The sequence below is a fragment of the Chryseobacterium elymi genome, assembly GCF_003385495.1.
GTDB lineage: Bacteria > Bacteroidota > Bacteroidia > Flavobacteriales > Weeksellaceae > Chryseobacterium > Chryseobacterium elymi.
This window is the reverse complement of sequence record NZ_QNUH01000007.1, coordinates 75,983-100,191: the sequence shown is the minus strand read 5'-3', so window position 1 is coordinate 100,191 and position 24,209 is coordinate 75,983. Positions and strand designations below refer to the sequence as shown.

The window sequence follows — 24,209 nt, the reverse complement described above, 5'->3', positions numbered from 1 at the left end:
TTTAGCCAAAACTTATTCATAAAAAGACTGCAAATCAGCAGTCTTTTTATGTTTTTTCTCTCGCAGATAAAGTAGATCTCTTAATGTAATCATCTGCTGAATTCGTTCTATCTGTGAGAGTTTATTCCTTGAAATTAAATTTAATTAAAAGATTGTCGGAATTCCAAAGGCGACATTTTGGTTTTCTTTTTAAAAAGTGTACTAAAAGATTGAGAATGTTCAAAACCTAAAATATAAGCAATCTCACTTACAGAAAGATCGGTGTTTGAAAGCTTTTCTTTTGCTTTATTAATCAGCTTTTCATGAATATGCTGCTGTGTATTCTGTCCGGTATGAATTCTCAGAAAATCACTCAGATAATTGGGAGAAAGATTCATTGATTCTGCAATCTGATGTACGGTTAAAAGTCCCTCTTCTGCTGATTGTTCATCATCAAAATAATTATTCAGAAAACGCTCAAATTTTACCAATAACTGATGATTATTGTTTTTCCGGGTGATAAACTGTCGCTCGTAAAAACGGTTGGAATAGCTGAGAAGCAGCTCAATTTGAGATAAAATAATTTCCTGTGTATGTCTGTCGATATACTGACATTCTTCATCGATTTTCTGTAAAATTTCGATCAAATTATTTTCTTCATCTTCAGATAAATGTAAGGCTTCATTCACAGCATAAGAGAAAAAGCCGAAACCTGAAATTGTATTTGCCAAAGGATGTTTCAGTAAAAAATCTTCATGGAAAATTAATAAGTATCCAGAACCGCATTCCATATTCTGCAAATCTAAATATTGGACTTGATTGGGCGCTGTAAAGCTTAAAACTCCCTTGTCATAATCATAATGCTGCTGTCCGTATCTTATTTTTCCTTTCACTTCTCTTTTTAAAGCCACACAATAAAATCTGTTAACAAAACCCTTCCAGACTTCATCTTCCAAAAAAATACTTTCGGATAAATTGATGACACTTACTAAAGGGTGCTTTGGTTCGGGCAACGAAAGTAACCGGTGAAATGCTGAAATCGAAGAAATTGTATTCATCAGTGTAAATGATAGTTTAATAATCTAAAAGTCCCATACTGAATTCGTCATAAGGAGCACCCGTATCTGTTCCTAAAGGTACGATGTTTTCTATTCTTTGAAGTTCGGCTTCACTTAAAACAATTGTACCGGCTTCAATATTTTGCTCAAGATATTTTCTGCGCTTAGTTCCCGGAATCGGTACAATCCCTTTGCTGATGATCCATGCCAATGCCAATTGTGTTGATGTAATATTCTTTTCTTTCGCAAGGTTTTCAATGGCTTCCACCAATTCAAGATTTTTATGAAAATGTTGCTCCTGAAAACGGGGAATTCCTCTACGGAAATCATTTTCAGGTAAATCATCAATAGAACGGATCTGTCCGGATAAAAAACCTCGTCCCAAAGGCGAATATGCCACAAAACCGATGGCCAATTCATTTAAAGTTTTGATCACACCTTTTTCTTCTACTGTTCTTTCAAATAAAGAAAATTCACTCTGTACAGCAGTAATCGGATGAACTGCATGCGCTTTTTTTACCGTTTCTGAAGATACTTCCGACAAACCGATATAGCCAACTTTTCCTTCTTTCACAAGATCACTCATTGCCCCCACTGTTTCCTCGATCGGAGTATTTTTATCCAAACGGTGCATGTAATAAAGATCTATATAATCTGTTTTAAGATTTTTAAGTGATCGCTCGACTGCTTTTTTTACATAATTTTTGCTTCCGTTGATCGCCCAGGTCACCTTATCATTATCATCGATTTCCCAGCCAAATTTTGTGGCAATGATATATTTGTTACGATCTGTTCCAATGGCTTTTGCAATAAGCTGTTCATTTTTAAACGGGCCATACAAATCAGCCGTGTCCAGAAAATTCCCACCCAATTCCAAAGAACGGTGAATGGTTGCAATTGCTTCCTTTTCATCGGCCTTACCATACATATTGGCATCTTCAAAACCTGTCATGCCCATACATCCCAAACCGATATTCGGAACGTGTAATCCTTGATTTCCTAATTTTATTTTGTTCATATTCTGTTGATTTTTAACAGGACAAAATTCAGCAGAAATTAGCAGGCCGATGTATGCAAAATGATGATTATCGTATGCAAATTACGGATTACACTTTTATTAATCCTTCTAAAGGTTCAAAACTTTGCAAGGATTATTTTCTAGCCTTAGCACTCATATAAAAACTCAACTTTCCACCATTCATAATTTCAGAATGTTTCAGTGTGAAGTTTTTTATTTCTTTGCCATTGAGCAGAATTTTTTCAACATACACGTTTTTCGAACTCTGATTAACGGCTTCAATTTCAAATGTTTTTCCGTTTTCCAAATTCAGAACTGCATGGTCCACAGCCGGACTTCCAATAGCATAATCTTCAGAACCGGGTGCTACAGGATAAAATCCGAGCGAGCTTAAAATATACCAAGCACTCATTTGTCCCGCATCATCGTTTCCACCGAGCCCATCTGGTGTAGCTTTATACTGCATTTCCAGAATACGGCGGATCTGCGCCTGGGTTTTCCAGGGCTGTCCTGCCCAGTTGTAAAAATAGGCAACGTGATGAGCCGGTTCGTTTCCGTGAACATAACCGCCGATAATTCCTTCTCTTGTAATATCTTCTGTGTCTGCGAAAAACTCGTCGGGAAGATGCATTGTGAACAGTTCATCTAATTTTGAAGCGAAATTTTTCTTTCCGCCCATCATTTTCATTAATTCATCCGGATTTTGAGGAACAAAAAAGCTGTAGTTCCAGGAATTTCCTTCAATGAAGCCCTGTCCATGAGTACTCAACGCATTAAAATCTTTTTTGAAGCTGCCGTCCGCTAGCCGGGGACGCATGAAACCTGCTTTAGGGTCGAAATTATTTTTCCAGTTTTCAGAACGTTTGATGAATTGATTATAAATTTCTGTTTCGCCTACATGTTTTGCGAGTTGGGCAATCGCCCAGTCATCATAAGCATATTCCAGGGTATTGGAAACTGAAGTTCCGTTTTTTTCAGCAGGAATATACCCCATATCTATATAATATCCAATGCCTTCATAATCTCTTTTATTAGCTGTTGCAATGCATGCTTTCAATACTTCTTTGGGATCGTCGTTATAATTTCCTTTGATCACCGCATCGGCTGCTACACTTACACTGTGATAGCCACTCATACACCAGTTGTCGTTGGCATAATGGGACCATATCGGAAGCATTTTCATGGAGAACTGATCGTAATGGGCCATCATGGATTTCACCATATCATTATTCCGTTTTGGCTGAATGACATTAAAGAAGGGATGAAGGGCGCGGTACGTATCCCAGATGGAGAAAGTGGTATAGTTGGTAAAACCTTCTGCCTTGTGGATATTTTGATCTAAACCTTTATATTCCCCATTGATATCCATATAAGTGGTAGGGCTGATAAAAGTGTGATACATTGCCGTATAAAAGTTCATTTTTTCTGTTTCAGAACCTTTGATAACGATTTTATTGAGTTCTTTATTCCAGTTTTCCTGGGCTTTCGCCTTTACCTGATCAAATGACAGGTTTCCGGTTTCTTTTTCAAGGTTTTCTAATGCATTGGTCTGGCTTACGGGAGAAATGGCCAGCTTTACTTCGACAGCTTCGTTCTCTTGAGTATCGAAATCAAAATACATTTTCAGGTTTTTGCCGGCAATCTCAGGAAAGTTTTTATTCTGATCGAATTTTCTCCAGAAGCCTTTGTACACCTGTGGTCCGTCAAAGTTTTTCTGACCGTATGATTTAAAAGGTTTTGAAAATTTCATCGCAAAATAAACGGTTCTGGTTCTTGCCCAGCCATTGGTTTGGCGGTAGCCCGTCACCGTACCGTTATTTTCTACACGTACGTAAGTCCATACATTTTTACCTTCATAATTATAGATTCCTGCAGTCAGGTCTAAAATAATATGCGCCTGATCAGATTTTGGGAAAGTATATCGGTGCACTCCGGTTCTTGTTGAAGCTGTCAGTTCTGCAAGAATATTATGGTCGTCGAGCTTTACTTTATAATATCCGGCTTCAGCCTTTTCGTTTTGATGGGAGAATCTACTTCGGTAGCCGTTTTCAGGATGTGAGGCTGTTCCCGGATTCAGTTGTAGTTTCCCTACCGTTGGCATAATCAGAAAATCTCCGAGGTCAGAATGTCCGGTTCCGCTGAAATGGGTTGAGCTGAAACCTACAATGGTTTTGTCTTCATAGCGATATCCCGCACAGTATTTATACACTTCACCGTTGTATTTTCCATTGAGTTCATACGAAATGGTATCAGTTTCCGGGCTCAGCTGTATAGCTCCGAAGGGAACGGTAGCACCAGGATAGGTATGGCCCATTTTTTCAGTTCCTATTAACGGATTTACATATTGATAGAGTTTTTCGAATTGTTGAGCTTTAAAATTTAAACTAAATAATAAAAATAGTAGAAAAACAGAAGTTCCCGAATTTTTCATGAATAAGTAAATTTTCGAATGATAAAAGTAATCAAAATCAAAGAATAATTTACAAATCTTTGTATGCTTTGCGTTTAATTATCACAAGGATAGACCAATATTTTTGGAAAGCAATCTGTTAATTAAAGATAAATAAAGGCACTTGGTTTACATAGGTAAGACAAATGATATTTAATTTATTTTTCAGAAAGGCGGAACCCAATTCCGTGTAGATTTTCAATGATTATATTGTGTTCGTCAGCAAATACCTTTCGTAATCTGGAAATAAATACATCCAGACTTCGACCCATAAAATAGTCATCATCTCCCCAGATTGCTTTCAGTATGTCCTGTCTTTTGACAACTGTATTTTTGTGAAGGATAAAATATAAGAGCAGATCAGATTCTCTTTGGGTAAGGGTAATGGTATTTCCTGTATCCTGCAGAGTGTAGTTCTTAGGGTCAAAATAATATTTTCCCACCTTGTGTTTTAGCGGAGAAATATCAGCTTTTCTGCTGCGTTTCAGGAAAACTTCAATCTTTAAAATTAATTCTTCTATACTGAACGGTTTTACCAGATAATCATCAGCGCCTATCTTGAGCCCTTTGATTCTATCCTCTTTCAGGGCTTTTGCAGAAATAAAAATAATAGGAATTTCAGAGTTGTTAGTACGAATGTGCTGTGCCAGCTCAAATCCGTTGAGCTCGGGCATCATAATATCCAACAGGCAAATGTCAAAACTTTGGCTGTTGAAAGCTTCAAGAGCAGATTGCCCATCCGGGTAATGATTTATATCATAATAGCTTTCCAGGCTATCCTGTATGAGGAAAGCTATAGTTGTATCGTCTTCTGCATATAGAATTTTAGATTTTTCCATTGCTTACATTATTAAATTTTAAACGGAAAAAACAGAGTGACGGTAATTCCCTTATCCGGATTATTTTCAACCGAAATTTTCCATTGATGCTGCTGGACAATTTTTTTTACATAAAATAGGCCTAGCCCAAAACCATTGACTTCATCACTTTTCTTTGTACTGACCCTGTAAAACTTGTCATAAATATGAGGGATATTTTTAGCAGGAATTCCCATTCCGTTATCTTTAAACTTTAAATATAAACCTTTTGAATCTTTATTCGATGAAATAGTAATATCAGGCTTTGTATCACAATATTTAACAGAGTTATCCAAAATATTGTAAATGATATTGGTAAAGTGAAATTCGTCAGCAATAATTGAGAGATCGTCTTCAATATCTATATGGAGCGTAAGGCTTTCATTCTTTTGACGTAAGGTATCTGCAATTTCCTGAATAAATGGGAGTAATATAATTTTCTGAGGCTTTAATGACAACCCTGAAGCGTCATTTTTCGCAATATTCAATATTTTTTCAATGTGGTTATTGAGCTTGTAGCTTTGATTGATAATGATGGAGGTATAGGCTTCCAGTTTGGAATTCTCCTGAATTACATTTTGTTTATTAAGAGCTTCTGATGCTAAAAGTATTGAAGATAAAGGGGTTTTGAACTCGTGGGTCATATTATTGATAAAATCCTTCTGCAGTTCTGAGAATTTTTTTTGCTGGATAATCGTGTATAAAAACCGTAATGAACTTATCAGGTAGGTCGTTTTATCGGGAAAACGTATGGAAAAATAATAGATCAGATTTTTATGTTTTGGAAAATTAATAACCTTATCACTAGGGGCTTCTTGGTTTTTTAGCAGTTTTGGCATTTTCTCCGTTTTATGCCAGTGTATTTCCTGTTGAAAACAATTCAGTAGTAAAAATGATTGCTGATGCTGTTAAATGGAAATCAGAATCTATAGACGTAGGAACTATTCCTCAGGGAAAACCTAAGCTGATCAGATTTGAATTCACCAATACCTCTTCAAAGCCGATCGTTATTGAAAATGTAGCTCCTTCATGCGGATGCACAACAGCAGATTATACTAAAACACCAATTCTTCCTGGGAAAAAAGGATTTGTAGAAGCAAGTTATAATGCAGCGAGCAAAGGGGCATTCATGAAAACAGTGAGTGTTACCACAAGCGATAGCAAAACCCCGAAAACACTTTCGTTCAAAGGAGTAGTTTCATAATAAAAGTTTTACGAACAGACCCTTATAAAAAATAACCTTGTATCTGTTACAGGGTTGTTTTTTTTGATTTTAAACACAGTAGGAGAATAACTATTTATAACATTATTATTTATCTCATGATTTTAAATGGCATCCATTCAATATTTAGTATTTTTAGGAAAAAATAAGATCATATGAATTTATATACACAGCCAATGTTGCGCGAAGGTGCATTACAGGATAAAGTAGCAATTGTTACAGGAGGCGGGAGCGGCCTTGGAAAAGCAATGACCAAATATTTTCTGGAGCTGGGAGCAAAAGTGGTGATCACTTCCCGAAATCTGGAGAAATTACAGGGAACGGCAAAAGAACTGGAAGAGGAGACTGGCGGAAAAGTCCTGTGTGTTGCCTGTGACGTGAGAAACTGGGATGAAGTGGAAGCTATGAAAGAAGCTGCCCTGAAAGAATTCGGAAGAATTGATATTCTGTTGAACAATGCAGCCGGAAACTTCATTTCTCCAACGGAAAGACTGACACATTCAGCTTTTGATTCTATTTTGGATATTGTTTTAAAAGGAACGAAGAACTGTACTCTTTCTATCGGAAAACATTGGATCGATTCCAAAAGTCCGGGGACTGTTTTAAATATTGTAACAACCTATGCATGGACCGGATCTGCTTATGTAGTTCCTTCAGCGTGTGCCAAAGCAGGAGTTCTGGCAATGACCAGATCTTTAGCGGTAGAGTGGGCAAAATATGGGATCCGCTTCAATGCAATTGCGCCAGGACCTTTCCCTACTAAAGGGGCTTGGGACAGACTGCTTCCGGGAGATCTTCAGGAAAAATTCGATATGAGGAAAAAAGTTCCTTTGAGAAGAGTAGGAGAGCATCAGGAGTTGGCTAACCTTGCCGCTTACCTGGTTTCAGATTACTCTGCTTATATGAACGGGGAAGTAGTGACTATAGACGGTGGCGAATGGCTTCAGGGAGCTGGGGAATTCAATATGCTTGAAGATATTCCAAAAGAAATGTGGGATGCACTGGAAGCGATGATTAAAGCTAAAAAGACAAATTAATTAAAAAATTTTATAAAGATGCCCGGACTTGTAACGATTCCGGGTTTTTTTATTACTTATCACAGAAATAATATAACTTATTCCAATGAATAAACTTCCAAGCCTTATCGCAGCAGCGGCAGTATTCCTGTTTTCAGGATCTGCTTTAGCGCAGGATACTCCGAAATACAGTTATGTGGAGGCATTCAAGCCTTTCTTTTATCCCCAGACCGGCACAGAAACCCGTTCTGCAAGCGGACAGCCGGGACATGCTTACTGGCAGAACTCGGCAGATTATGATTTGAATGTAAGTCTTAACGATGCAAAAAATGAAATTACAGGGACTGCTGAAATTACTTATACGAATAACAGCCCTGACCGGTTAAGTTTTTTATGGCTGCAGCTTGACCAGAATTTATTCGCAAAAGATTCCCGTGGTAATGCAGTTGTTCCGCCATCAGGAAGTAGAAACGGAGCTCACGGTGAAGAACTGGATGGAGGCTATAAAATTAAATCTGTAAAGCTTGATGGTAAAGATGTAAAATACACGATTAGCGATACCAGAATGCAAATAGATCTTCCTAAAGAACTGAAATCTAAAGGCGGTATTGCTAAAATAAAAATTGAATATTCATTTACTTCTCCAGAATATGGATCGGACAGAATGGGAGTTGAAAAAACGAAGAACGGTAAAATATTTACAGTCGCCCAATGGTATCCAAGGATGTGTGTATACGATGATGTAATGGGCTGGAATACTCTTCCTTATATTGGGGCATCAGAATTTTATCTGGAATACGGTCGTATTTCCGCCAATATTACGGTTCCGGCTAATCATTATGTAGTAGCATCCGGAGAGCTTCTGAATTATAAAGAAGTGTACAGTAAAGAAGAGAATAACCGTTGGGAACAGGCAAGAAACAGTGATAAAACAGTTATGATCCGTCCGGAATCTGAAATCGGTAAAAACCAGGCTTCAGGGACAAAAACATGGAAATTTAAAATTGACCAAACCCGTGATTTTGCATGGGCTTCATCATCTGCATTTATTCTGGACGCCGCAAAAATAAATCTTCCGAGTGGTAAAAAATCTGTAGCTATATCTGCTTATCCTGTAGAAAGTGCAGGCGAAAAAGCATGGGGAAGATCTACAGAATATACAAAAGCTGCTATCGAGCATTATTCCCATAAATGGTATGAATACACGTATCCGGCAGCAACCAATGTGGCAGGAAATGAGGGTGGAATGGAATATCCCGGAATTGTGTTCTGTCATATGAATGCTGCAGGTGAAGGCCTTTGGGGAGTAACGGATCACGAATTCGGACACAACTGGTTCCCAATGATTGTAGGTTCCAATGAAAGGCTGTTTGCATGGATGGATGAAGGCTTCAATACCTTTATCAATGAGTTGTCCACAAAAGCTTTTAACAACGGAGAATATTATAAGAAGCAAGATATCGCCAAGAGTGGAGGCTTTATGATGGGGGATAATATCGAGCCCGTTATGGTTGGTCCGGACAATATGAAGGAGAGGAGCATAGGAGTTCTGGCTTACTTTAAGCCGGGAATGGGACTGCAGATCTTAAGAGAGACCATTTTAGGCCCTGAAAAATTTGATAAAGCGTTCAAAACCTATATTGAGCGATGGGCTTTCAAGCATCCCACCCCTTGGGATTTTTTCCATACGATGGAAAATGTTTCCGGAGAAGAACTGAACTGGTTCTGGAGAGGATGGTTTATGAATAAATGGAAGATCGATCAGTCTGTAAAAGATGTACAATACATTAACGGGGATTTTAAAAACGGTGCCCAGATCACTGTTGAAAATCTTGGTCAGCTTCCGATGCCTACAACAGTTCAGGTGAAATTTAAAGATGGTGCCAAACAGGTTGTAAAAATTCCTGTTGAGGTTTGGAAACGCAATACAGAATGGCTGTTCAACATCAATTCAAATAAAGAAATTAGTGAGGTAATGCTTGATCCGGATTCTGTGGTTCCTGATGTTAATCCGAAAAATAATATCTGGCCTTCAGCGCAGACAAAGCCCGTTGAAAAGATTAATACAAAAGATTTTGCAGGAACATATGGAATTGCAAGCGACCCGATCAAACTGGTGTTTAGTGATAAAAACGGTCAGCTTTATCTTAAAGCAGGAAACCAGCCGGAATTTCCCCTGGAATATACAGGAAGCAATCAGTTTACTTTTAACGAAGCCGGAATATCATTGATATTTAGCAAAGATAAAAAGGATCTTGTTTTTAAACAGGCCGGAAGAGAATATAAATTTACCAAAGAATAAATGGTATATTGACCTTATAAAAACCGAAACTTCAGATTTATGAAGTTTCGGTTTTTTTGTTTGGAAAAGAACTGGAAGGAAGAGAAAAGTCTGAAGATGGAAGCTCTATTGGTTCTTCATCGAGAATTAGGTTCATTGATAAGCATGATTAAATTTAAATAGGTATAAAACAACCTTTAATTACTTCTTTCGGCTACATGGACTTCCATCCTCCCTCTTCCTGCTTCCATCCAAAAATTAACAATAATGTATCCCTCCATCTTCATTGTCTCTCAAAAAGATATTCTATTTTTGTTATTCTAAATTAAATAGGATTATGAATTTCAGATTTTCAATTGTATCCCTTTTGTTCTTTGTACTGGGATTTTCGCAGGACCTTAAAGTAATGAGTTTCAATATCAGGCTGCAGGTTACATCAGATAAGGAGAATGCCTGGACGGAAAGAAAACAGGATGCAGTGGATCTGCTAAATTATTATCATCCCGATTACTTCGGAGTTCAGGAAGCGCTTCCCGAGCAGATGAAAGACATTAAGGACGGCCTTATGAATTATGATTATATAGGAGTAGGAAGAGATGACGGAAAGGAAAAAGGAGAGTTCTCAGCTATTTTTTATGATACAAGCAAGCTTCATGTGGTGAAGTCCGGGACATTCTGGCTTTCGGAAACACCGGAAAAGCCTTCCAGAGGATGGGATGCAGCTCTTAACAGAATCTGTACCTATGCTGTTTTTAAAGATAAGAAATCCAAAAAAGAATTTTTGGCCATGAATCTTCACTTTGATCATGTCGGGAATGTGGCGAGAGTGAAATCCTCAGAGCTTATTCTGAAAAAAATCAAGGAAATGAATCCTAAAAACCTTCCTGTAATCTTAAGTGGTGATTTTAATTTAACGGAAGATTCGGAGCCTATAAAAATACTTTCCCAGAATCTTAATGACAGCTTTTATCATTCCGAAAAAAAACCTTACGGACCTAAAGGAACCTTTACGGCTTTCAATGTGAATGAAATTCCTAAAGACAGAATCGATTATATTTTCGTAAAAAGATTCAAAATAAAATCCCAGAGGCATATCAATGACAGAAGAGAAAATTTGTTGTATCCATCGGATCACTTTCCGGTATTGGCAGAGCTTTCTTATTAATTCGGGGGGTCAGCTTACCGGGAAATCAACTTCAAATCCAATTCCTCTCAGGAATTGGATTTTGATTGTTAGTGGGATTAGTAATTTAAAACGGGTGGATCTTGAATGATTGAAAGTTATGCATTAGCTAAATTATAAGTGGTTTTAATATTTCTGTCTTTGTACCATCTTCATTTCTTATAAAGTAAAAAACTAATATCCATAAAACATTATTATAAGAGAAATTTCTTTTCTGTGTGACATTTTCGCTAATTTTGACATTTATTTTTAAAAATTAGAGATATGAAGCAATTTCTTTATGCTCTGGTAGTTACTGTTTCAATGCAGCATATTGCTGCCCAGGAGCTGTATATGCCGAGAAATATTAAAAAGGCCTATGAAAAAGGAACCCGTGATGTTTCCGGGGCTCCGGGCAAAAACTATTGGCAGAATAAAGGAATTTATAATGTTGACGTAAAAGTGGATGCTGTGACCAAAACGGTTTTGGGAAAAGAAACAATCACCTACACTAACAACAGTCCGGATGAACTTCAGGAGCTGGCTATTAGATTTGTTAATAACCTTCATAAGCCGCAGTCACCGAGATCGGGTTTCGTAGCCAAGGATTTTCTGTCTTCAGGGCTTTATATCAAATCATTGATCATCAATGGTGAAAATTATACGGTAAACAGTGATGATTGGGGAACGGTAGAAAAAGTAAAGCTGAATAAAGCGATTAAAGCCGGAGCTAAGGCTGACGTGAAAATAGAATGGGAATATCCGCTTTCCGTACAGAGCGGAAGGGAAGGGCAGATAGATACTGAAACTTTTTATGTTGCTTATTCTTTCCCGAGGATTTCCGTATATGATGATTATAATGGTTGGGATATGCTTCCCCATTCTGATAGACAGGAGTTCTATAATGATTTTAATGATTACATTTTTACCATTTCTGCCCCCAAGAATTTTGTAGTATGGGCTACCGGTGATTTTCTGAATCCTGAAGCAGTACTTCAGCAGGAATATTTAAAAAGATATAAAGCTTCTCTTAAAAGTGACAAGGTGATCCGTATTGCTTCTGAGCAGGAAATGAGATCCGGGAAAGTGACCAAGCAGAACAAATGGAATGTCTGGAAATTCAAAGCTAATCATATTACGGATTTTTGCTTTGCATTAAGCAGTCATTATGTTTGGGATGCAGCAAGCGTTCAGTTAAAAACAAAAAGAGCAAGTGTCCAGGCCGGATATAAAGCCGGAGCAAAAGACTTTGAGCAATATGTAGACTGGATGCGTTATAATCTGGATTGGTTCTCAAAGAAATGGCCGGGCGTGGAATATCCTTATAATGTGATGACCGCGATTCAGGGATATGCGGATATGGAATACCCAATGATGATTAATGACACCAGTATTACTGATGATCTTCGCGATGCAAGGCTTACCGCAGATCATGAGATTGCTCATACCTATTTCCCTTTTTATATGGGAATCAATGAAACACGTTATGCTTTTATGGATGAAGGCTGGGCAACTACGCTTGAATATCTGATCGGGATTGATGAAAACGGTGAAGCTGCAGCAAAGGAATTCTATAAAAATTTCCGTGTCAAAAAATGGATCAATGACCCATCTGCGGAGCAGGACCAACCTATTATTACAATGAGCACACAGGTAAGTGGCGCTGGATATGGAAACAATTCCTACGTAAAAGCATCCCTGTCTTATCTTGCCTTGAAAGATTATTTAGGAGACGAGGTGTTTAAGAAAGCTCTTCTTCATTATATGGACAACTGGAATGGAAAACATCCTGTACCTTGGGATTATTTTAATTCAATGAATACCGGTTCCGGAAAAAATCTGAACTGGTTTTTTCAAAACTGGTTCTATACCAATAATTATATTGATCTGAAAATAACTGATATTTCACAGCTCAACGATCTCCTTACAGTCAATGTTGATAATGTTGGGGGTTTTGCAATTCCTTTCGACGCTGTTCTAAATTATGAAGACGGTTCTGTTGAAAGACTTCATTTTTCACCTTCCCTATGGGAAAAGAACCAGAAGCAGGCAGATCTTGCTGTTCCCATCAAAAAGAAAGTAAAATCTGTGACACTGGATGGAGATATTTTTATGGATTATACACCAGATAATAATACGAGATCCCTATAAAAGAAAAGCCTGAATAGAAAATTCAGGCTTTTATTGAAATCGATTTAAACTTAATAAAGTCTTAATCCGGATCTTGCTCCTGAAGAAGCAACTACAGATTGCATTCTGGTTTTTTGTCCGGAAGAGAACATGAACATTGCTGCATCATCCACATAATCCATATAATTCATGAACATAACGGATCTTTGAACTCCACTACAAGTGTTATATAATGGATAAGTTGGTTTTCCGTAATTAGCAGTTGTTTGTGTAGGAGTATCTGCTACCAAATCATTTCCACAATTAGCATCTCCCCAAATGTGTCTAAGATTCAAATAATGTCCTACTTCATGAGTAGCAGTTCTTCCTAGGTTATAAGGTGCAGACGATGTATTTCCGAAATATTTAGCTGCAACTACTACCCCGTCATTCCAAAGTCCTGAAGATTCTGGAAATGTAGCATAGCCAAGTATTCCTCCCATATCACTAACTACCCATATATTAAAATAATGTGTAGGATCGGTAGCGTCTATTCCTTTAGTTGATGATTTTTTCATCGCATCATTTGTTCTCCAGCTTCTTACAGTTGTGGATTTTCTGTTAACCGTTACCAATCGGAATTTAATACCGGTATTACCTGATGCGGTAGAAGCGAATTCTGCCGGAATTTTGTTAATATCACTATTAGTAGCAGAGAAATCTGCATTTAATGTATTGATTTGAGATTGAATCTGAGCATCAGAAATATTTTCTGTAGAAGTTCTATACAATACATTAACAATAACAGGGATTTCTATGGTTCCGTCTGCCAGAACTTTTCCCATTTTTAAATCGTTGGCAAATTTTTCGGTATTTGCTTCCAGTTTAACGAATCTTTGTCTGAGTTCCGCGTTGTTTTTTAATGCTTCCTGTCTTACTTCTTCAGAGGCACAACCTCTTTTGAACATATTAGCTGAAGATATGTCTTCCTTTGCAGGGTTTTCGCTTTGGTTTGACATGTTATCGCTGTTACAAGCTGACATGAAGCTTAATACAATTGCTCCAAATAATAATTTTTTCATAAGCAGTTATTTTCTATATTTTCTGATGGTGAATTTATATTATTTGAAATTACTATGCAACATATTTTTGATATTTTATTAGAAATATATCAGTATTTAGTTTTAATCGTTATGTATTTCATATTATATTTTATGAAGTATTGATTTATTTGTAATTGTTAAAATGCTAAATTAATCGAATTATTTTTTTTAAAATACAACGTAATTTTAATTTGTGCCTATTTTGAATAAATTATTTTATTTATTGTTGGGCTATTAATAAAATATACAATGAGGTGGCTTTAACCCATGGGCTATTTTGGAAACGTTTTGTTCTGATCAATACGCAATATTATAAAAAACAGCTAGCCTGAATTAAATTTTAATTCAGGCTAGTTTATTTAAGTTTATTAGATATTTATTGTCTTAGTCCTGCTCTTGGACCAGCTGCAGCTACTACTGCCTGCATTCTTGTTTTTTGGTTTGCAGAGAACATGAACATAGCTTTATCATCTACATAATCCATATAATTCATGAACATTTGAGAACGGCTAACTCCTCCACAAACTCTGTTTAAAGGATATGATGGCGTTCCGTAGTTAGGTCCTGGAGAAGCAGGAGTGTCATTGGAGTAATCAGTCTGACAACCTGTATTGGATGATCCCCAAAGGTGAGGCAGATTTAAATAATGACCTACTTCATGCGTAACTGTTCTTCCTAAATTGAATGGAGCAGAGGCGCCTGTCTTTCCTATGTATTGATATCCTATTACAAGACCGTCGTACCAAAGACCGGCAGATTCAGGATAATAAGCATATCCTAATGTCCCGGGCTGACTATTCTCATCGAGGATAGAATTAACCACCCAGATATTCATGTTTTTGGTTGGGTCAGTTGCGTTAATACCTCCTGTAGTTGATTTTTTCATTTCTTCCAGATCAGATCTCCATCCTGTTTTTGTGCTTTGTTTACGGTTTGTTGCTACCAGCTTAAAACTGATTTTTACATTCCCGGCAGCTGAAGGCTGAAATGCTGAAGGTATTTTAGTGATATCAGAATTAGTAGCAGCGTAATCTGCATTTAATACTGCAATTTGCTCTGCGATTCTTGCATCAGAAATATTTTGGGTAGAAGTGTTATAAATTACATTAAAAACAACCGGGATTTCTACCGTTCCGTCCGGAAGCACTTTACCCATCATAATGTCTCTTGAAAATTTTTCTGACTGTAATTCATTAGCCTCAAATCTTGCTCTTAATGCCGGATCACTTTTCAGTGCTTTTTCTCTGATGATGTCAGAAGGACACGTTCTTTTTGATGCTATTGCATTTGAAAGATTTCCCGGATCCTGAGATACATCCTCCTGGTTGGAAATATTATCACTGGTACAAGCTGACATGAAGCCCAGAACGAGAGCTCCGAATAGTAGTTTTTTCATAATATATTTTAAAATGGTTTGCTCTCCAAATTTATATTATAAAAAATTAATATACAAAATATTTTCACCAATAATTGAATAATTTATATTGGATGCCAGTGTTTGTTGGGTATTTCTTTGGTTTTATTGATATTGATTGAATTTAAACTATACTGATTGTTTTTATTCAATTTTTTTCAATTTATAGTTCTTTAAATTAATATTATTTACTCGAATTATTTAAAATGAATATATTTTTAAGTTTGTTTCTTTTTTTTAATCAGCTGGCAAAGCCATTTTTAATAGCAAAAACGGCAAGCCCTACCCGGGTTTTAAGATCTAATTTGTCGCATAACTGATCACGGTAGCTTTCTACGGTTCTTGGGCTGCAGCACATTCTGTCTGCAATTTCCTTATAGCTCAGCTCGGTGACGGTGTATTTCAGGAATTCTCTTTCGCGGTCCGAAATTCTTACGGCATTCTCTGCTTCCTTATCTTTGTTCAGGTTGGAAAATATAATTTTTGAAGCCCATTCCGGATAGAAAAAACCGTCAGAATTTAATTTTGTTAATGCAGTTTCCAGATCCTTAGGATGTGTGTTTTTTAATAAGTAGCCTTTTGCTCCGTTTTTGATCATTTTAATAACACTGTTATCATCGCCCTGCATGCTCAGTGCCATTACTTTAATCTCAGGATGATTCTGTGTAAGCCAGGCAGCAGTCTCGAAACCGTCCATAATCGGCATGCTGATGTCCAGAAGGATAATGTCCGGTATTTTACCGTTGTCTACAAGCTTCTGGATCAGGTCTTTGCCATTCTCACAAACATAAATAACTTCAAAATCATTAAAATTATCAATAATCCCCTCCAGTGCTTTGGCGATTAATACGTGATCATCAACAATTACTATAGTTTTTTTCATGGCTGTTTTTTTAAAATAATTTTGAGTGTAGTTCCTGTATTTTTCTGACTTTCAAGACTGAAATCTGCACCTATGATGGCTGCTCTGTTCTTCATGTTGGTCAGCCCAATACCGTTGGACTTTATCTCCGTATTGTCGAATCCAATACCGTCATCCCTGAGATTAAGCTCCCAGAGTATGTCTTCGGAAGTATTCAGGTTTATAAAAATATTTTTACAGTTTGCATGCTTGATGCTGTTTTGAATAAATTCCTGTATGATCCTGAGAAGTACATTTTTGTGGACAAACCCAAGATCAAGCTGCTTAAAATTATGTTCAAAACTCACATGGCATCTTTTGAAAGCATTGGTATTGTCTACTTCTTCCTGAATCAAAGTTACAATTTCCTTTTGGTTTATATTATCGTCTGTCAGTGTTTTTGAAAGGTTCCTGAGGTCTTGTAACGACTGATTTATAATTTGGGAAACCTGGTCAATTCTTTCACTTACTTCAGGAACCCGATTTTCATAAAGTAGTTGTTGGGTATAGAGACTCACAAGCGTCAGTTTCTGGCCAATATTATCATGAAGCTCACGCCCTATCTGCTGCATGGTGGCTTGCTGGATCTCAAGCTGTGTGGCCAGAAGTTCCCGTTTGTGGATTTCATTTTTTATTTCAATTTCATTCATGTATTCTCTTTTTCGCTGCTTGTATTTTCTGATATATACCATCACAGCAGCTACAAACAACACAAAGAAGATGTTGAATAGAATAATCGTTATTAAGAGCTCCGTTTTCCCCATACGAATGAAATTGAAAATAAAAGATACATTGTAATTCCGGATATCAGAAAATAATTGAAATACATATCCCACAATTCTTTATACTTGGCCAGAAGACTGAAAAACGTCCAGAATGGCAGGGTTCCAATATAGAACAGTGTAACGCCAAGATTAATATAGAACATTTTATTTCTGCTGAAGTTTAAAATTTCCGAAGAGTTAATCTGTTTGTAATACTCCATAATAACCAGTACCATTAACATAAGGCATCCAAATGTATAGTTGAAAGAGAAAATTATTTTTTTCGTGGTAAAGAAAATCTCGCTTGGTAAAAATGATAGTAAATAGAGGAGTGATAGGGTATAAAAAAGTTTTGGTCTTGCCAGTGATTTGGCGGCATAGAGCCAGTAAAAAAAAAGAAACTCGATAGGAATTACAAAGTAATTAAAAAACTTCGGCTTGTTATATTCTATAAGCAGATGTCCCCATTTGCCTATTACTTCACACAAAAACATAAGAATAAGATAAAAAGAAAAATATTTCCAATATGTGTCTGTATTGCCACGATTATAGTAAATTATGGATATTATGGCAGCAAGTCCTTCTACCCAGATTAAAGACCCCTGAAGTATATTCTGAAAATCAGTCATGTTTATTGTGGGATAAAATAAATATTGAATTAAGGAAATTGTTCAATTTTTGTATCGTGTGGTGGTGAAAGTGTTCCGTGATTTTCTGCAAGAGTTTCAGTGCCGGCTGGCTTTCCTGTTTTTGAGGCCATAGCTAATATTGATCCTGAATCAGACGGGCAAAAATCATAATTAAGCAATTCTCCGGTTTCATCTGCTTTTTTCATGGTCGGGATCATTACTAAAGTATGCCTTTCTGCATATTCTTTTTCTACAGGATGGCTTTCCATAATGGCCCAGTCTTCAGCTTTTGGATAAGCAGCATAATAGAATCTGATGCCTAAATCCTCTTCAGTAACGCCAGGATTTGCTTTTGTTGCTTCATTCTCTACACATGCTATAAACTTTTTCAATTTAGGAAGATCAAACCATATCGCATGAGAATCGGTAATCCCCAATTCTTTATTAACAGCCTGCATCTGATTGTTTCTGTAGTTGCCTATTAATTGCTGGACAAGCTCTGAAGTCATGGTGTTTGTGCCTGAAACAGTCTCAAGTATTCCGGCTTCTGAAGTAGGTTTTGTTTTCATAACGTTAGTTTTATAAAAGAATGTTAGTTAGTAATGCAAATCTCGTAAAAATTTCAAGGTAAATGGATGGGTTTTTTCCTGTTTATTTTCCGTGTTTTTACGGATGCTGTATAAGCTGTAAAATAATAAGGCCCCCAAATCATTTGGGGGCCTGTATTTTTATAAAGATTGTGTTTTATAATATCCTCAACCCGGCTCTTGGTCCGTTAGCTGAAATAGATGCCTGCATTCTGTCGTTCTGGTTTTTTGTAAACATGAATAAAGTAGTTTCGTCAGAATAATCCATGTAATTCATGAACATCACAGATCGTGACACCCCTCCACATGTTTCCATTTTAGGATAAGAAGGAACTCCTCTGTGAAGCGTGATCTGTTGTGGAGTGTCATCAACGAAATCGTTTCCACAGTTAGCATCACCCCAGATATGTCTCAGGTTCAGGTAGTGTCCTACTTCGTGTACTGTTACTCTTCCTTTGTTGTGAGTAGCGATAGGTCCCCCTGCACCTACGTATTCATCCATCATTACTACACCGTCATTCCAAAGACCTGCAGATTCAGGGAAAGTAGCATAGCCTAATACATATCCGGTTTGGTAAGGCATATAATCTACCACCCAGATGTTTAAGTATTTGGAGGGATCAGTAGCGTCTACTCCTCCGGACGTTGCTTTTTTCATTTTATCGTCAGGAGCCCATCTGGATTTGGTTGTAGATTTCCTGTTGATCTGTGCAAGTCTGAATTTGATTTTTGTATCTCCGGCGTTCACTGTCTGAAATGCTGTAGGAATATTGGAAACATCGGCGTGTGTCGAAGCAAAAGCTTTGTTCAGTACATCAATCTGCGAGTTAATTCTTGCATCTGATATATTGTTACTTGTATTGGTGTAAAGCACATTAAAGATTACGGGGATTTCAACACTTCCGTCGGCGAGAACTTTCCCCATCTTTTTTTGTTCAATAAACTCAGCTGTGCTGTTTTCAATTTTGAACATACGCTGTGCCGCGTCAGGGTTTTCTGAAAGAAATTTTTGTCTCACAACATCAGAGCCGCAAATTGCTCCTTTATCCGCCATTGCAGGTTGGTCTGTGTTTGCATTTTCAGTGTTGAGATTTTCTGTTTCATTAGCACACGAAACAAAAAGAGTAATCAATACTCCTAAAACTGTTTTTTTCATAAATTTATCTTTTGTAGTTTGAATGTGTGGCAAATGTATAAAAAATCTGTATTATCTGATTATTATTTAAAATTTTAACACTTTTTATTGTTGATATTGTATTTTTATGGTTGTTTATATTATTCGTTAATTTATATATTTTATTGAAATATTTTAATTGTTTTATTAATATATAAAATTGATAGACTATATCTTTTAAATTACTCGAAAAATATTAAGTATGATTAAAGCAAAAAAAAGCCGGAGTAAAAATCTCCGGCTTATAACTAAATCTACATACAGGGATATCTTTTGGGATCTCTGCAGATATATCCTGTTGAACAACAAAGTCCCGTAGGGCAGTTCATATCGATATCGCATTCTGTGAGACTAGTCGATACGCCACCACTGATTCTCTTCAGATCATTTCTTCTTAACTTTTTCATACCATCGTTTTTAGAGGTTAGTCAATAAGTGAAGGCCTGCATTCAGCCTGTCCGCAATTGATGTTGATCTGTGAGCATCTTTCCGTAGCACACGTTCCGCTCGTAGAGCCATCAGGGTAAATCAATATATTGCAACGGCAATCAATTTTTCCCCCTAAAATAATTTTCAATGAACTTCTTTTTAACTTTTTCATACTGATTTTGTTTTAGTTAGTGATTTATTTTGAATGATAAATATACTGATATTTCACATGATTTTGATAAAAATACAGTAAAAAAAAATAAGTGATGCAGATTGGGCTGCACCACTTACTTACAAAAATAATATATATGAAAAAAACTACTTACTGATCTGTCGGTCTGAAAACCAATCCTGTTTCCTCAAAATAATCTAAAGTGATTCTGTCTCCGTCGTTTACTTTGCCGGCGAGGATCTCTCTTGATAATTTATTTAATACTTCCTGCTGAATTACTCTTTTCAGCGGTCTTGCCCCAAAAGAAGGATCGTATCCTTTATTCATCAGATAATCTACCGCATCCTGAGTCGCTGTCATGATGATGTTTCGTTTGCCTAGCATCTCATTGAAGCCTCTCAGCTGATACTGAACAATTTTTCCGATTTCTTTTTTATTTAGAGGCTGGAACAGTACTACCTCATCAATTCTGTTCAGGAATTCAGGACGTAATGTCTGTTTCAGAAGATCAAAAACTTCATCTTTTGTCTTGTCAACGATCTCATCCTGATTATCCTCAGTGATATTTTCAAAATTCTCCTGAATAAGATGTGAACCCAAATTGGAGGTCATGATAATGATTGAATTTTTAAAGTTAACCACACGTCCTTTATTATCTGTCAGACGTCCATCATCCAATACCTGCAGCAGTGTGTTGAAAACATCAGGATGCGCTTTTTCAATTTCATCCAGAAGAACCACAGAATAAGGTCTTCTTCTTACCGCTTCAGTCAGCTGTCCGCCTTCATCATAGCCTACATATCCCGGAGGAGCACCTACCAGTCTGGAAACACTGTGTCTTTCCTGGTATTCACTCATGTCGATCCTTGTCATATTATTTTCATCATCAAACAGGAATTCTGCTAATGCTTTGGCCAGTTCAGTTTTACCGACGCCGGTAGTTCCTAAAAATAAAAAGGATCCGATCGGCTTTTTATCATCACTTAATCCAGCTCTGTTTCTCCTGATGGCATCCGCCACTGCTCCTATTGCCTCATCCTGACCTACCACCCGGTGATGAAGTTCAGTTTCAAGGTTCAGAAGTTTTTCTCTTTCAGACTGAAGCAACTTGGTAACAGGAATTCCCGTCCATTTGGCAATCACTTCAGAGATGTTTTCAGATGTAACTTCCTCTTTAATGAGTTCATTCTGATGATTCTGCATCTCTAATTCGAGTTTCTGCAAAGCATCTTCCTTTTCCTTGATTTTCCCGTACTGGATTTCTGCTACTTTTGCATAGTCTCCTGCTCTTGAAGCTTTTTCAGCTTCCAGTTTCAGAGATTCAATATCTTTTTTAATCTGCGTTAAATCCTCAGATTTTTGTTTTTCTTTCAGCCACTTGGCATTGATTTCATTCCTTTCCTCAGAAATCTTTGAAATATCTTCTTTTAAATGGTCAATTTTAGTCTGGTTGCCTTCTCTCGAAATAGCGGCCAGCTCAATTTCCAGCTGCATTAATTTTCTGTCTAAAACATCCAGTTCTTCCGGTTTTGAATTGATTTCCATTCTCAATTTAGCTGAAGCTTCATCAATAAGGTCAATCGCTTTATCCGGTAAAAAACGGTCTGAAATATATCTCTGAGACATTTCCACCGCAGCAATAATTGCTTCATCTTTAATTCTTACTTTATGGTGAGCCTCATATTTATCTTTAATCCCACGAAGAATAGAAATTGCAGATTCCGTATCCGGTTCTTCTACCATTACTTTCTGAAAACGTCTTTCCAATGCCTTATCTTTCTCAAAATATTTTTGGTATTCATTTAAAGTAGTAGCACCGATCGCTCTTAATTCTCCTCTTGCTAAAGCAGGTTTCAGGATATTGGCTGCATCCATAGCGCCTTCACCGCCTCCGGCTCCTACCAGTGTGTGGATCTCATCGATGAAAAGAATGATCTGTCCTTCAGACTTGATCACTTCATTCACCACAGATTTCAAACGCTCCTCAAATTCACCTTTGTATTTAGCTCCGGCAATTAGTGCACCCATATCTAAAGAATACAATGTTTTGTCCATCAGGTTTTCAGGGATATCTCCTGAAATAATACGGTGGGCAATACCTTCAGCAATGGCTGTTTTACCTACACCCGGTTCTCCGATAAGGATAGGATTGTTTTTTGTTCTTCTTGAAAGGATCTGCAATACTCTTCTTATTTCTTCATCACGTCCGATTACCGGATCCAGTTTTCCTTCCGCTGCTAATTCGTTAAAGTTTTTAGCATATTTATTTAGGGACTGATAAGTTTCTTCCGAACTGGCAGAAGTAGCTTTGCTTCCTTTTCTTAATTCTTTAATGGCACCTTCCAACAGACTTTTCGTTACCCCCATATCCTTAAGCATTTTGGATACTTCAGAACTGGTTTCCAGTAATGAAAGCCATAGATGCTCAATCGTTACATATTCGTCACCCATTTTTTTGGCAACATTCGGGGCGTCCAGCAAAACTTTGTTGGCTGATTGCGAAAGGTAAATATTTCCTCCCTGAACTTTTGGAAGCTTCTCTATATTTTCCCTGTTCCGTTCCCTTACCAGATTGGCATCTGCTTCAGATTTTTTTAGCAGGAAAGGCGAAATATTTTCATCTACCTGAAAAATACCTTCAAGTATATGTTGTGGTTCAATACTCTGATTACCAAACTCCATAGCAGTCTGCTGGGCTGCCTGGATGGCTTCTTGTGACTTTACAGTATATTGGTTTAAGTTCATATTTTTTATGTTTTTGGTAATAATTTGTTTTGGTTCAGTTTTAAAAAGACACCAAGAAACCAAATTTTCAGGCCCGGTTTCTTAATGCCATCAAGTTATTTAATCATTTAATCGATCAGTTTACCTCAAAAACTATTCAATTATTAAATTTACAAAAAATATGGACAAAATTTCCGAATTATCTATTTTTAACGTTAAATTAACTTGACAAAATTTCCGATTCTTTTATTTAAGCTTTAAAATAATGGAATAACCGTCACATTAAAGAAATATTTAAAATTAAAAGAAAGCGAATTTTAGTATATAACAGCTTCTTTGTATTAATTTACCGGAATTCCCCGCTTCTGTGTTTTAAAATGATAGCTTTAAATTAACATATTAACCTCAAAATAATTACTTTTGCATTTTACCAGATGGAGCTTAAAGAAAAACAAAGGAAAATTTTAGACGTAGCAGTGGAGCTTTTCAAAGAGAAAGGGTATATGGGCAGCTCTGTGAGAGATCTTGCCACAAAGCTTAATATCAAAGCTGCGTCACTCTATGCTCATATTCGTTCAAAAGAAGAGATTCTGGAATGGATATGTTTCGGGATAGCACAGGAATTTTTTGATGAGCTGCAGGAAGTAAAAAGTACCGACATCGCTCCAAAAGATAAGCTTAACTTATTTCTGGATAAACATCTCTCTGTTGTTTTGCAAAACCGTGATGTCACACATATCTATTCCAACGAATGGAGACATCTTGAAGAAAGGCTCCCTGAATTCATAGAACTGAGAAAGAACTATCAGGATGAGGTAGAACAGTTAATCTCTGAGATCTATAAAGCAGAAAACTGGGAGCTGAAATCACCGACCTTTACGACGAGATTCATTCTGCACACGCTCAATAATTCCTATTTCTGGTTTAAAAGGAACACAGAATCTACTTCTGAAATTACCGATGAAATCCGGGCTAAACTTTTGTATGGGTTATTAGGTAACCATGAATAAGTTTTCCTCTATAAAAAGTTGCAAAAGATTAAATTAAAACTAAAGTCTTATTGTTGAGAAGCTTCTTATATGCTTAATATTTTCTATAGTCAACTTATTATTTAGAATCATTCAGAAAGTGACAAAAATCATAAAAATTTGGTCAGGATAG

At 36.8% G+C, this 24,209-nt stretch carries 20 protein-coding genes; 6 read left to right on the top strand and 14 right to left on the bottom strand.

All coding sequences use genetic code 11. From position 1 onward, the window contains the following. Nucleotides 1–140: 140 nt before the first annotated feature. From DRF60_RS10095 to DRF60_RS10075, 5 genes are all read right to left on the bottom strand, one after another. The gene (locus DRF60_RS10095; protein ID WP_116011969.1) at nucleotides 141–1,037 is read right to left on the bottom strand and encodes a helix-turn-helix domain-containing protein; all 897 of its coding nucleotides are present in this window, start codon (nucleotides 1,035–1,037) and stop codon (nucleotides 141–143) included. A gap of 16 nt (nucleotides 1,038–1,053) precedes the next feature. Beyond that, nucleotides 1,054–2,055 (bottom strand): aldo/keto reductase, encoded by a 1,002-nt coding sequence (locus DRF60_RS10090; RefSeq protein WP_116011968.1) that lies wholly within the window; start codon nucleotides 2,053–2,055, stop codon nucleotides 1,054–1,056. A 133-nt stretch (nucleotides 2,056–2,188) separates the two neighbouring features. Beyond that, nucleotides 2,189–4,486, bottom strand: a complete 2,298-nt coding sequence (locus tag DRF60_RS10085; protein ID WP_116011967.1) for a GH92 family glycosyl hydrolase — start codon at nucleotides 4,484–4,486, stop codon at nucleotides 2,189–2,191. A gap of 176 nt (nucleotides 4,487–4,662) precedes the next feature. Continuing rightward, the gene (locus DRF60_RS10080; RefSeq protein ID WP_116011966.1) at nucleotides 4,663–5,343 is read right to left on the bottom strand and encodes a response regulator transcription factor; all 681 of its coding nucleotides are present in this window, start codon (nucleotides 5,341–5,343) and stop codon (nucleotides 4,663–4,665) included. An 11-nt stretch (nucleotides 5,344–5,354) separates the two neighbouring features. After that, a complete protein-coding gene (locus DRF60_RS10075) occupies nucleotides 5,355–6,200 on the bottom strand; it encodes a sensor histidine kinase (protein ID WP_238640169.1) in 846 nt (281 codons plus the stop codon). On the opposite strand from DRF60_RS10075, the gene DRF60_RS10070 reads away from it, so the two are divergent. The 5 genes from DRF60_RS10070 to DRF60_RS10050 all read left to right on the top strand — a co-directional run bounded on the left by DRF60_RS10070 (nucleotide 6,194) and on the right by DRF60_RS10050 (nucleotide 13,193). Then, entirely contained in the window at nucleotides 6,194–6,565 is a 372-nt protein-coding gene (locus DRF60_RS10070) for a DUF1573 domain-containing protein (RefSeq protein WP_116011965.1), read from the top strand. The two genes, DRF60_RS10075 and DRF60_RS10070, sit on opposite strands and share 7 nt — an antisense overlap. 173 nt (nucleotides 6,566–6,738) lie before the next feature. Then, a complete protein-coding gene (locus tag DRF60_RS10065) occupies nucleotides 6,739–7,620 on the top strand; it encodes an SDR family oxidoreductase (RefSeq protein ID WP_034703011.1) in 882 nt (293 codons plus the stop codon). A gap of 85 nt (nucleotides 7,621–7,705) precedes the next feature. Beyond that, nucleotides 7,706–9,901 carry a M1 family metallopeptidase gene (locus tag DRF60_RS10060; protein WP_116011964.1) on the top strand — a complete coding sequence of 732 codons (2,196 nt, stop codon included), beginning with the start codon at nucleotides 7,706–7,708 and terminating at the stop codon, nucleotides 9,899–9,901. A 316-nt stretch (nucleotides 9,902–10,217) separates the two neighbouring features. Further along, entirely contained in the window at nucleotides 10,218–11,045 is an 828-nt protein-coding gene (locus DRF60_RS10055) for an endonuclease/exonuclease/phosphatase family protein (RefSeq protein ID WP_116011963.1), read from the top strand. A 282-nt stretch (nucleotides 11,046–11,327) separates the two neighbouring features. Next, nucleotides 11,328–13,193 (top strand): M1 family metallopeptidase, encoded by a 1,866-nt coding sequence (locus tag DRF60_RS10050; protein ID WP_116011962.1) that lies wholly within the window; start codon nucleotides 11,328–11,330, stop codon nucleotides 13,191–13,193. 50 nt (nucleotides 13,194–13,243) lie between these two features. Here the strand turns inward: DRF60_RS10050 and DRF60_RS10045 are convergent, their stop codons facing one another. The 9 genes from DRF60_RS10045 to clpB form a co-directional block, all read right to left on the bottom strand. Beyond that, nucleotides 13,244–14,233 carry a zinc metalloprotease gene (locus DRF60_RS10045; protein ID WP_116011961.1) on the bottom strand — a complete coding sequence of 330 codons (990 nt, stop codon included), beginning with the start codon at nucleotides 14,231–14,233 and terminating at the stop codon, nucleotides 13,244–13,246. A gap of 397 nt (nucleotides 14,234–14,630) precedes the next feature. Continuing rightward, nucleotides 14,631–15,650, bottom strand: coding sequence for a zinc metalloprotease (locus DRF60_RS10040; RefSeq protein WP_116011960.1), 1,020 nt, complete (start codon nucleotides 15,648–15,650; stop codon nucleotides 14,631–14,633). A 259-nt stretch (nucleotides 15,651–15,909) separates the two neighbouring features. Further along, nucleotides 15,910–16,551, bottom strand: a complete 642-nt coding sequence (locus DRF60_RS10035; RefSeq protein WP_116011959.1) for a response regulator transcription factor — start codon at nucleotides 16,549–16,551, stop codon at nucleotides 15,910–15,912. Further along, the gene (locus DRF60_RS10030) at nucleotides 16,548–17,333 is read right to left on the bottom strand and encodes a sensor histidine kinase (RefSeq protein ID WP_116011958.1); all 786 of its coding nucleotides are present in this window, start codon (nucleotides 17,331–17,333) and stop codon (nucleotides 16,548–16,550) included. The genes DRF60_RS10035 and DRF60_RS10030 overlap by 4 nt, the downstream gene beginning before the upstream one ends. Continuing rightward, nucleotides 17,312–17,962: a hypothetical protein gene (locus DRF60_RS10025; RefSeq protein ID WP_116011957.1), complete on the bottom strand. Its 651-nt coding sequence runs from the start codon at nucleotides 17,960–17,962 to the stop codon at nucleotides 17,312–17,314. The genes DRF60_RS10030 and DRF60_RS10025 overlap by 22 nt, the downstream gene beginning before the upstream one ends. Before the next feature lie 29 nt (nucleotides 17,963–17,991). Beyond that, nucleotides 17,992–18,531: a hypothetical protein gene (locus DRF60_RS10020; RefSeq protein WP_116011956.1), complete on the bottom strand. Its 540-nt coding sequence runs from the start codon at nucleotides 18,529–18,531 to the stop codon at nucleotides 17,992–17,994. A gap of 175 nt (nucleotides 18,532–18,706) precedes the next feature. Beyond that, the gene (locus DRF60_RS10015; RefSeq protein WP_116011955.1) at nucleotides 18,707–19,705 is read right to left on the bottom strand and encodes a zinc metalloprotease; all 999 of its coding nucleotides are present in this window, start codon (nucleotides 19,703–19,705) and stop codon (nucleotides 18,707–18,709) included. A 442-nt stretch (nucleotides 19,706–20,147) separates the two neighbouring features. After that, complete coding sequence (locus tag DRF60_RS21370; protein ID WP_167443725.1) at nucleotides 20,148–20,324, bottom strand: hypothetical protein; 177 nt, start codon at nucleotides 20,322–20,324, stop codon at nucleotides 20,148–20,150. A 150-nt stretch (nucleotides 20,325–20,474) separates the two neighbouring features. After that, on the bottom strand, nucleotides 20,475–23,069 hold the full coding sequence (clpB, locus tag DRF60_RS10010; RefSeq protein WP_116011954.1) for an ATP-dependent chaperone ClpB: 2,595 nt from the start codon (nucleotides 23,067–23,069) through the stop codon (nucleotides 20,475–20,477). 413 nt (nucleotides 23,070–23,482) lie between these two features. On the opposite strand from clpB, the gene DRF60_RS10005 reads away from it, so the two are divergent. Then, entirely contained in the window at nucleotides 23,483–24,058 is a 576-nt protein-coding gene (locus tag DRF60_RS10005) for a TetR/AcrR family transcriptional regulator (protein ID WP_116011953.1), read from the top strand. Nucleotides 24,059–24,209: the final 151 nt, after the last annotated feature.

Excerpts from the sequence above, each read along its gene's own strand:
- DRF60_RS10015 (WP_116011955.1), bottom strand. The coding sequence starts at position 19,705 with ATGAAAAAAACAGTTTTAGGAGTATTGATTACTCTTTTTGTTTCGTGT.
- DRF60_RS10035 (WP_116011959.1), bottom strand. The coding sequence starts at position 16,551 with ATGAAAAAAACTATAGTAATTGTTGATGATCACGTATTAATCGCCAAA.
- DRF60_RS10060 (WP_116011964.1), top strand. The coding sequence starts at position 7,706 with ATGAATAAACTTCCAAGCCTTATCGCAGCAGCGGCAGTATTCCTGTTT.
- DRF60_RS10055 (WP_116011963.1), top strand. The coding sequence starts at position 10,218 with ATGAATTTCAGATTTTCAATTGTATCCCTTTTGTTCTTTGTACTGGGA.
- DRF60_RS10025 (WP_116011957.1), bottom strand. The coding sequence starts at position 17,962 with ATGACTGATTTTCAGAATATACTTCAGGGGTCTTTAATCTGGGTAGAA.
- clpB (WP_116011954.1), bottom strand. The coding sequence starts at position 23,069 with ATGAACTTAAACCAATATACTGTAAAGTCACAAGAAGCCATCCAGGCA.
- DRF60_RS10085 (WP_116011967.1), bottom strand. The coding sequence starts at position 4,486 with ATGAAAAATTCGGGAACTTCTGTTTTTCTACTATTTTTATTATTTAGT.
- DRF60_RS10050 (WP_116011962.1), top strand. The coding sequence starts at position 11,328 with ATGAAGCAATTTCTTTATGCTCTGGTAGTTACTGTTTCAATGCAGCAT.
- DRF60_RS10020 (WP_116011956.1), bottom strand. The coding sequence starts at position 18,531 with ATGAAAACAAAACCTACTTCAGAAGCCGGAATACTTGAGACTGTTTCA.
- DRF60_RS21370 (WP_167443725.1), bottom strand. The coding sequence starts at position 20,324 with ATGAAAAAGTTAAAAAGAAGTTCATTGAAAATTATTTTAGGGGGAAAA.
- DRF60_RS10090 (WP_116011968.1), bottom strand. The coding sequence starts at position 2,055 with ATGAACAAAATAAAATTAGGAAATCAAGGATTACACGTTCCGAATATC.
- DRF60_RS10065 (WP_034703011.1), top strand. The coding sequence starts at position 6,739 with ATGAATTTATATACACAGCCAATGTTGCGCGAAGGTGCATTACAGGAT.
- DRF60_RS10075 (WP_238640169.1), bottom strand. The coding sequence starts at position 6,200 with ATGCCAAAACTGCTAAAAAACCAAGAAGCCCCTAGTGATAAGGTTATT.
- DRF60_RS10045 (WP_116011961.1), bottom strand. The coding sequence starts at position 14,233 with ATGAAAAAATTATTATTTGGAGCAATTGTATTAAGCTTCATGTCAGCT.
- DRF60_RS10095 (WP_116011969.1), bottom strand. The coding sequence starts at position 1,037 with ATGAATACAATTTCTTCGATTTCAGCATTTCACCGGTTACTTTCGTTG.
- DRF60_RS10040 (WP_116011960.1), bottom strand. The coding sequence starts at position 15,650 with ATGAAAAAACTACTATTCGGAGCTCTCGTTCTGGGCTTCATGTCAGCT.
- DRF60_RS10005 (WP_116011953.1), top strand. The coding sequence starts at position 23,483 with ATGGAGCTTAAAGAAAAACAAAGGAAAATTTTAGACGTAGCAGTGGAG.
- DRF60_RS10030 (WP_116011958.1), bottom strand. The coding sequence starts at position 17,333 with ATGGGGAAAACGGAGCTCTTAATAACGATTATTCTATTCAACATCTTC.
- DRF60_RS10080 (WP_116011966.1), bottom strand. The coding sequence starts at position 5,343 with ATGGAAAAATCTAAAATTCTATATGCAGAAGACGATACAACTATAGCT.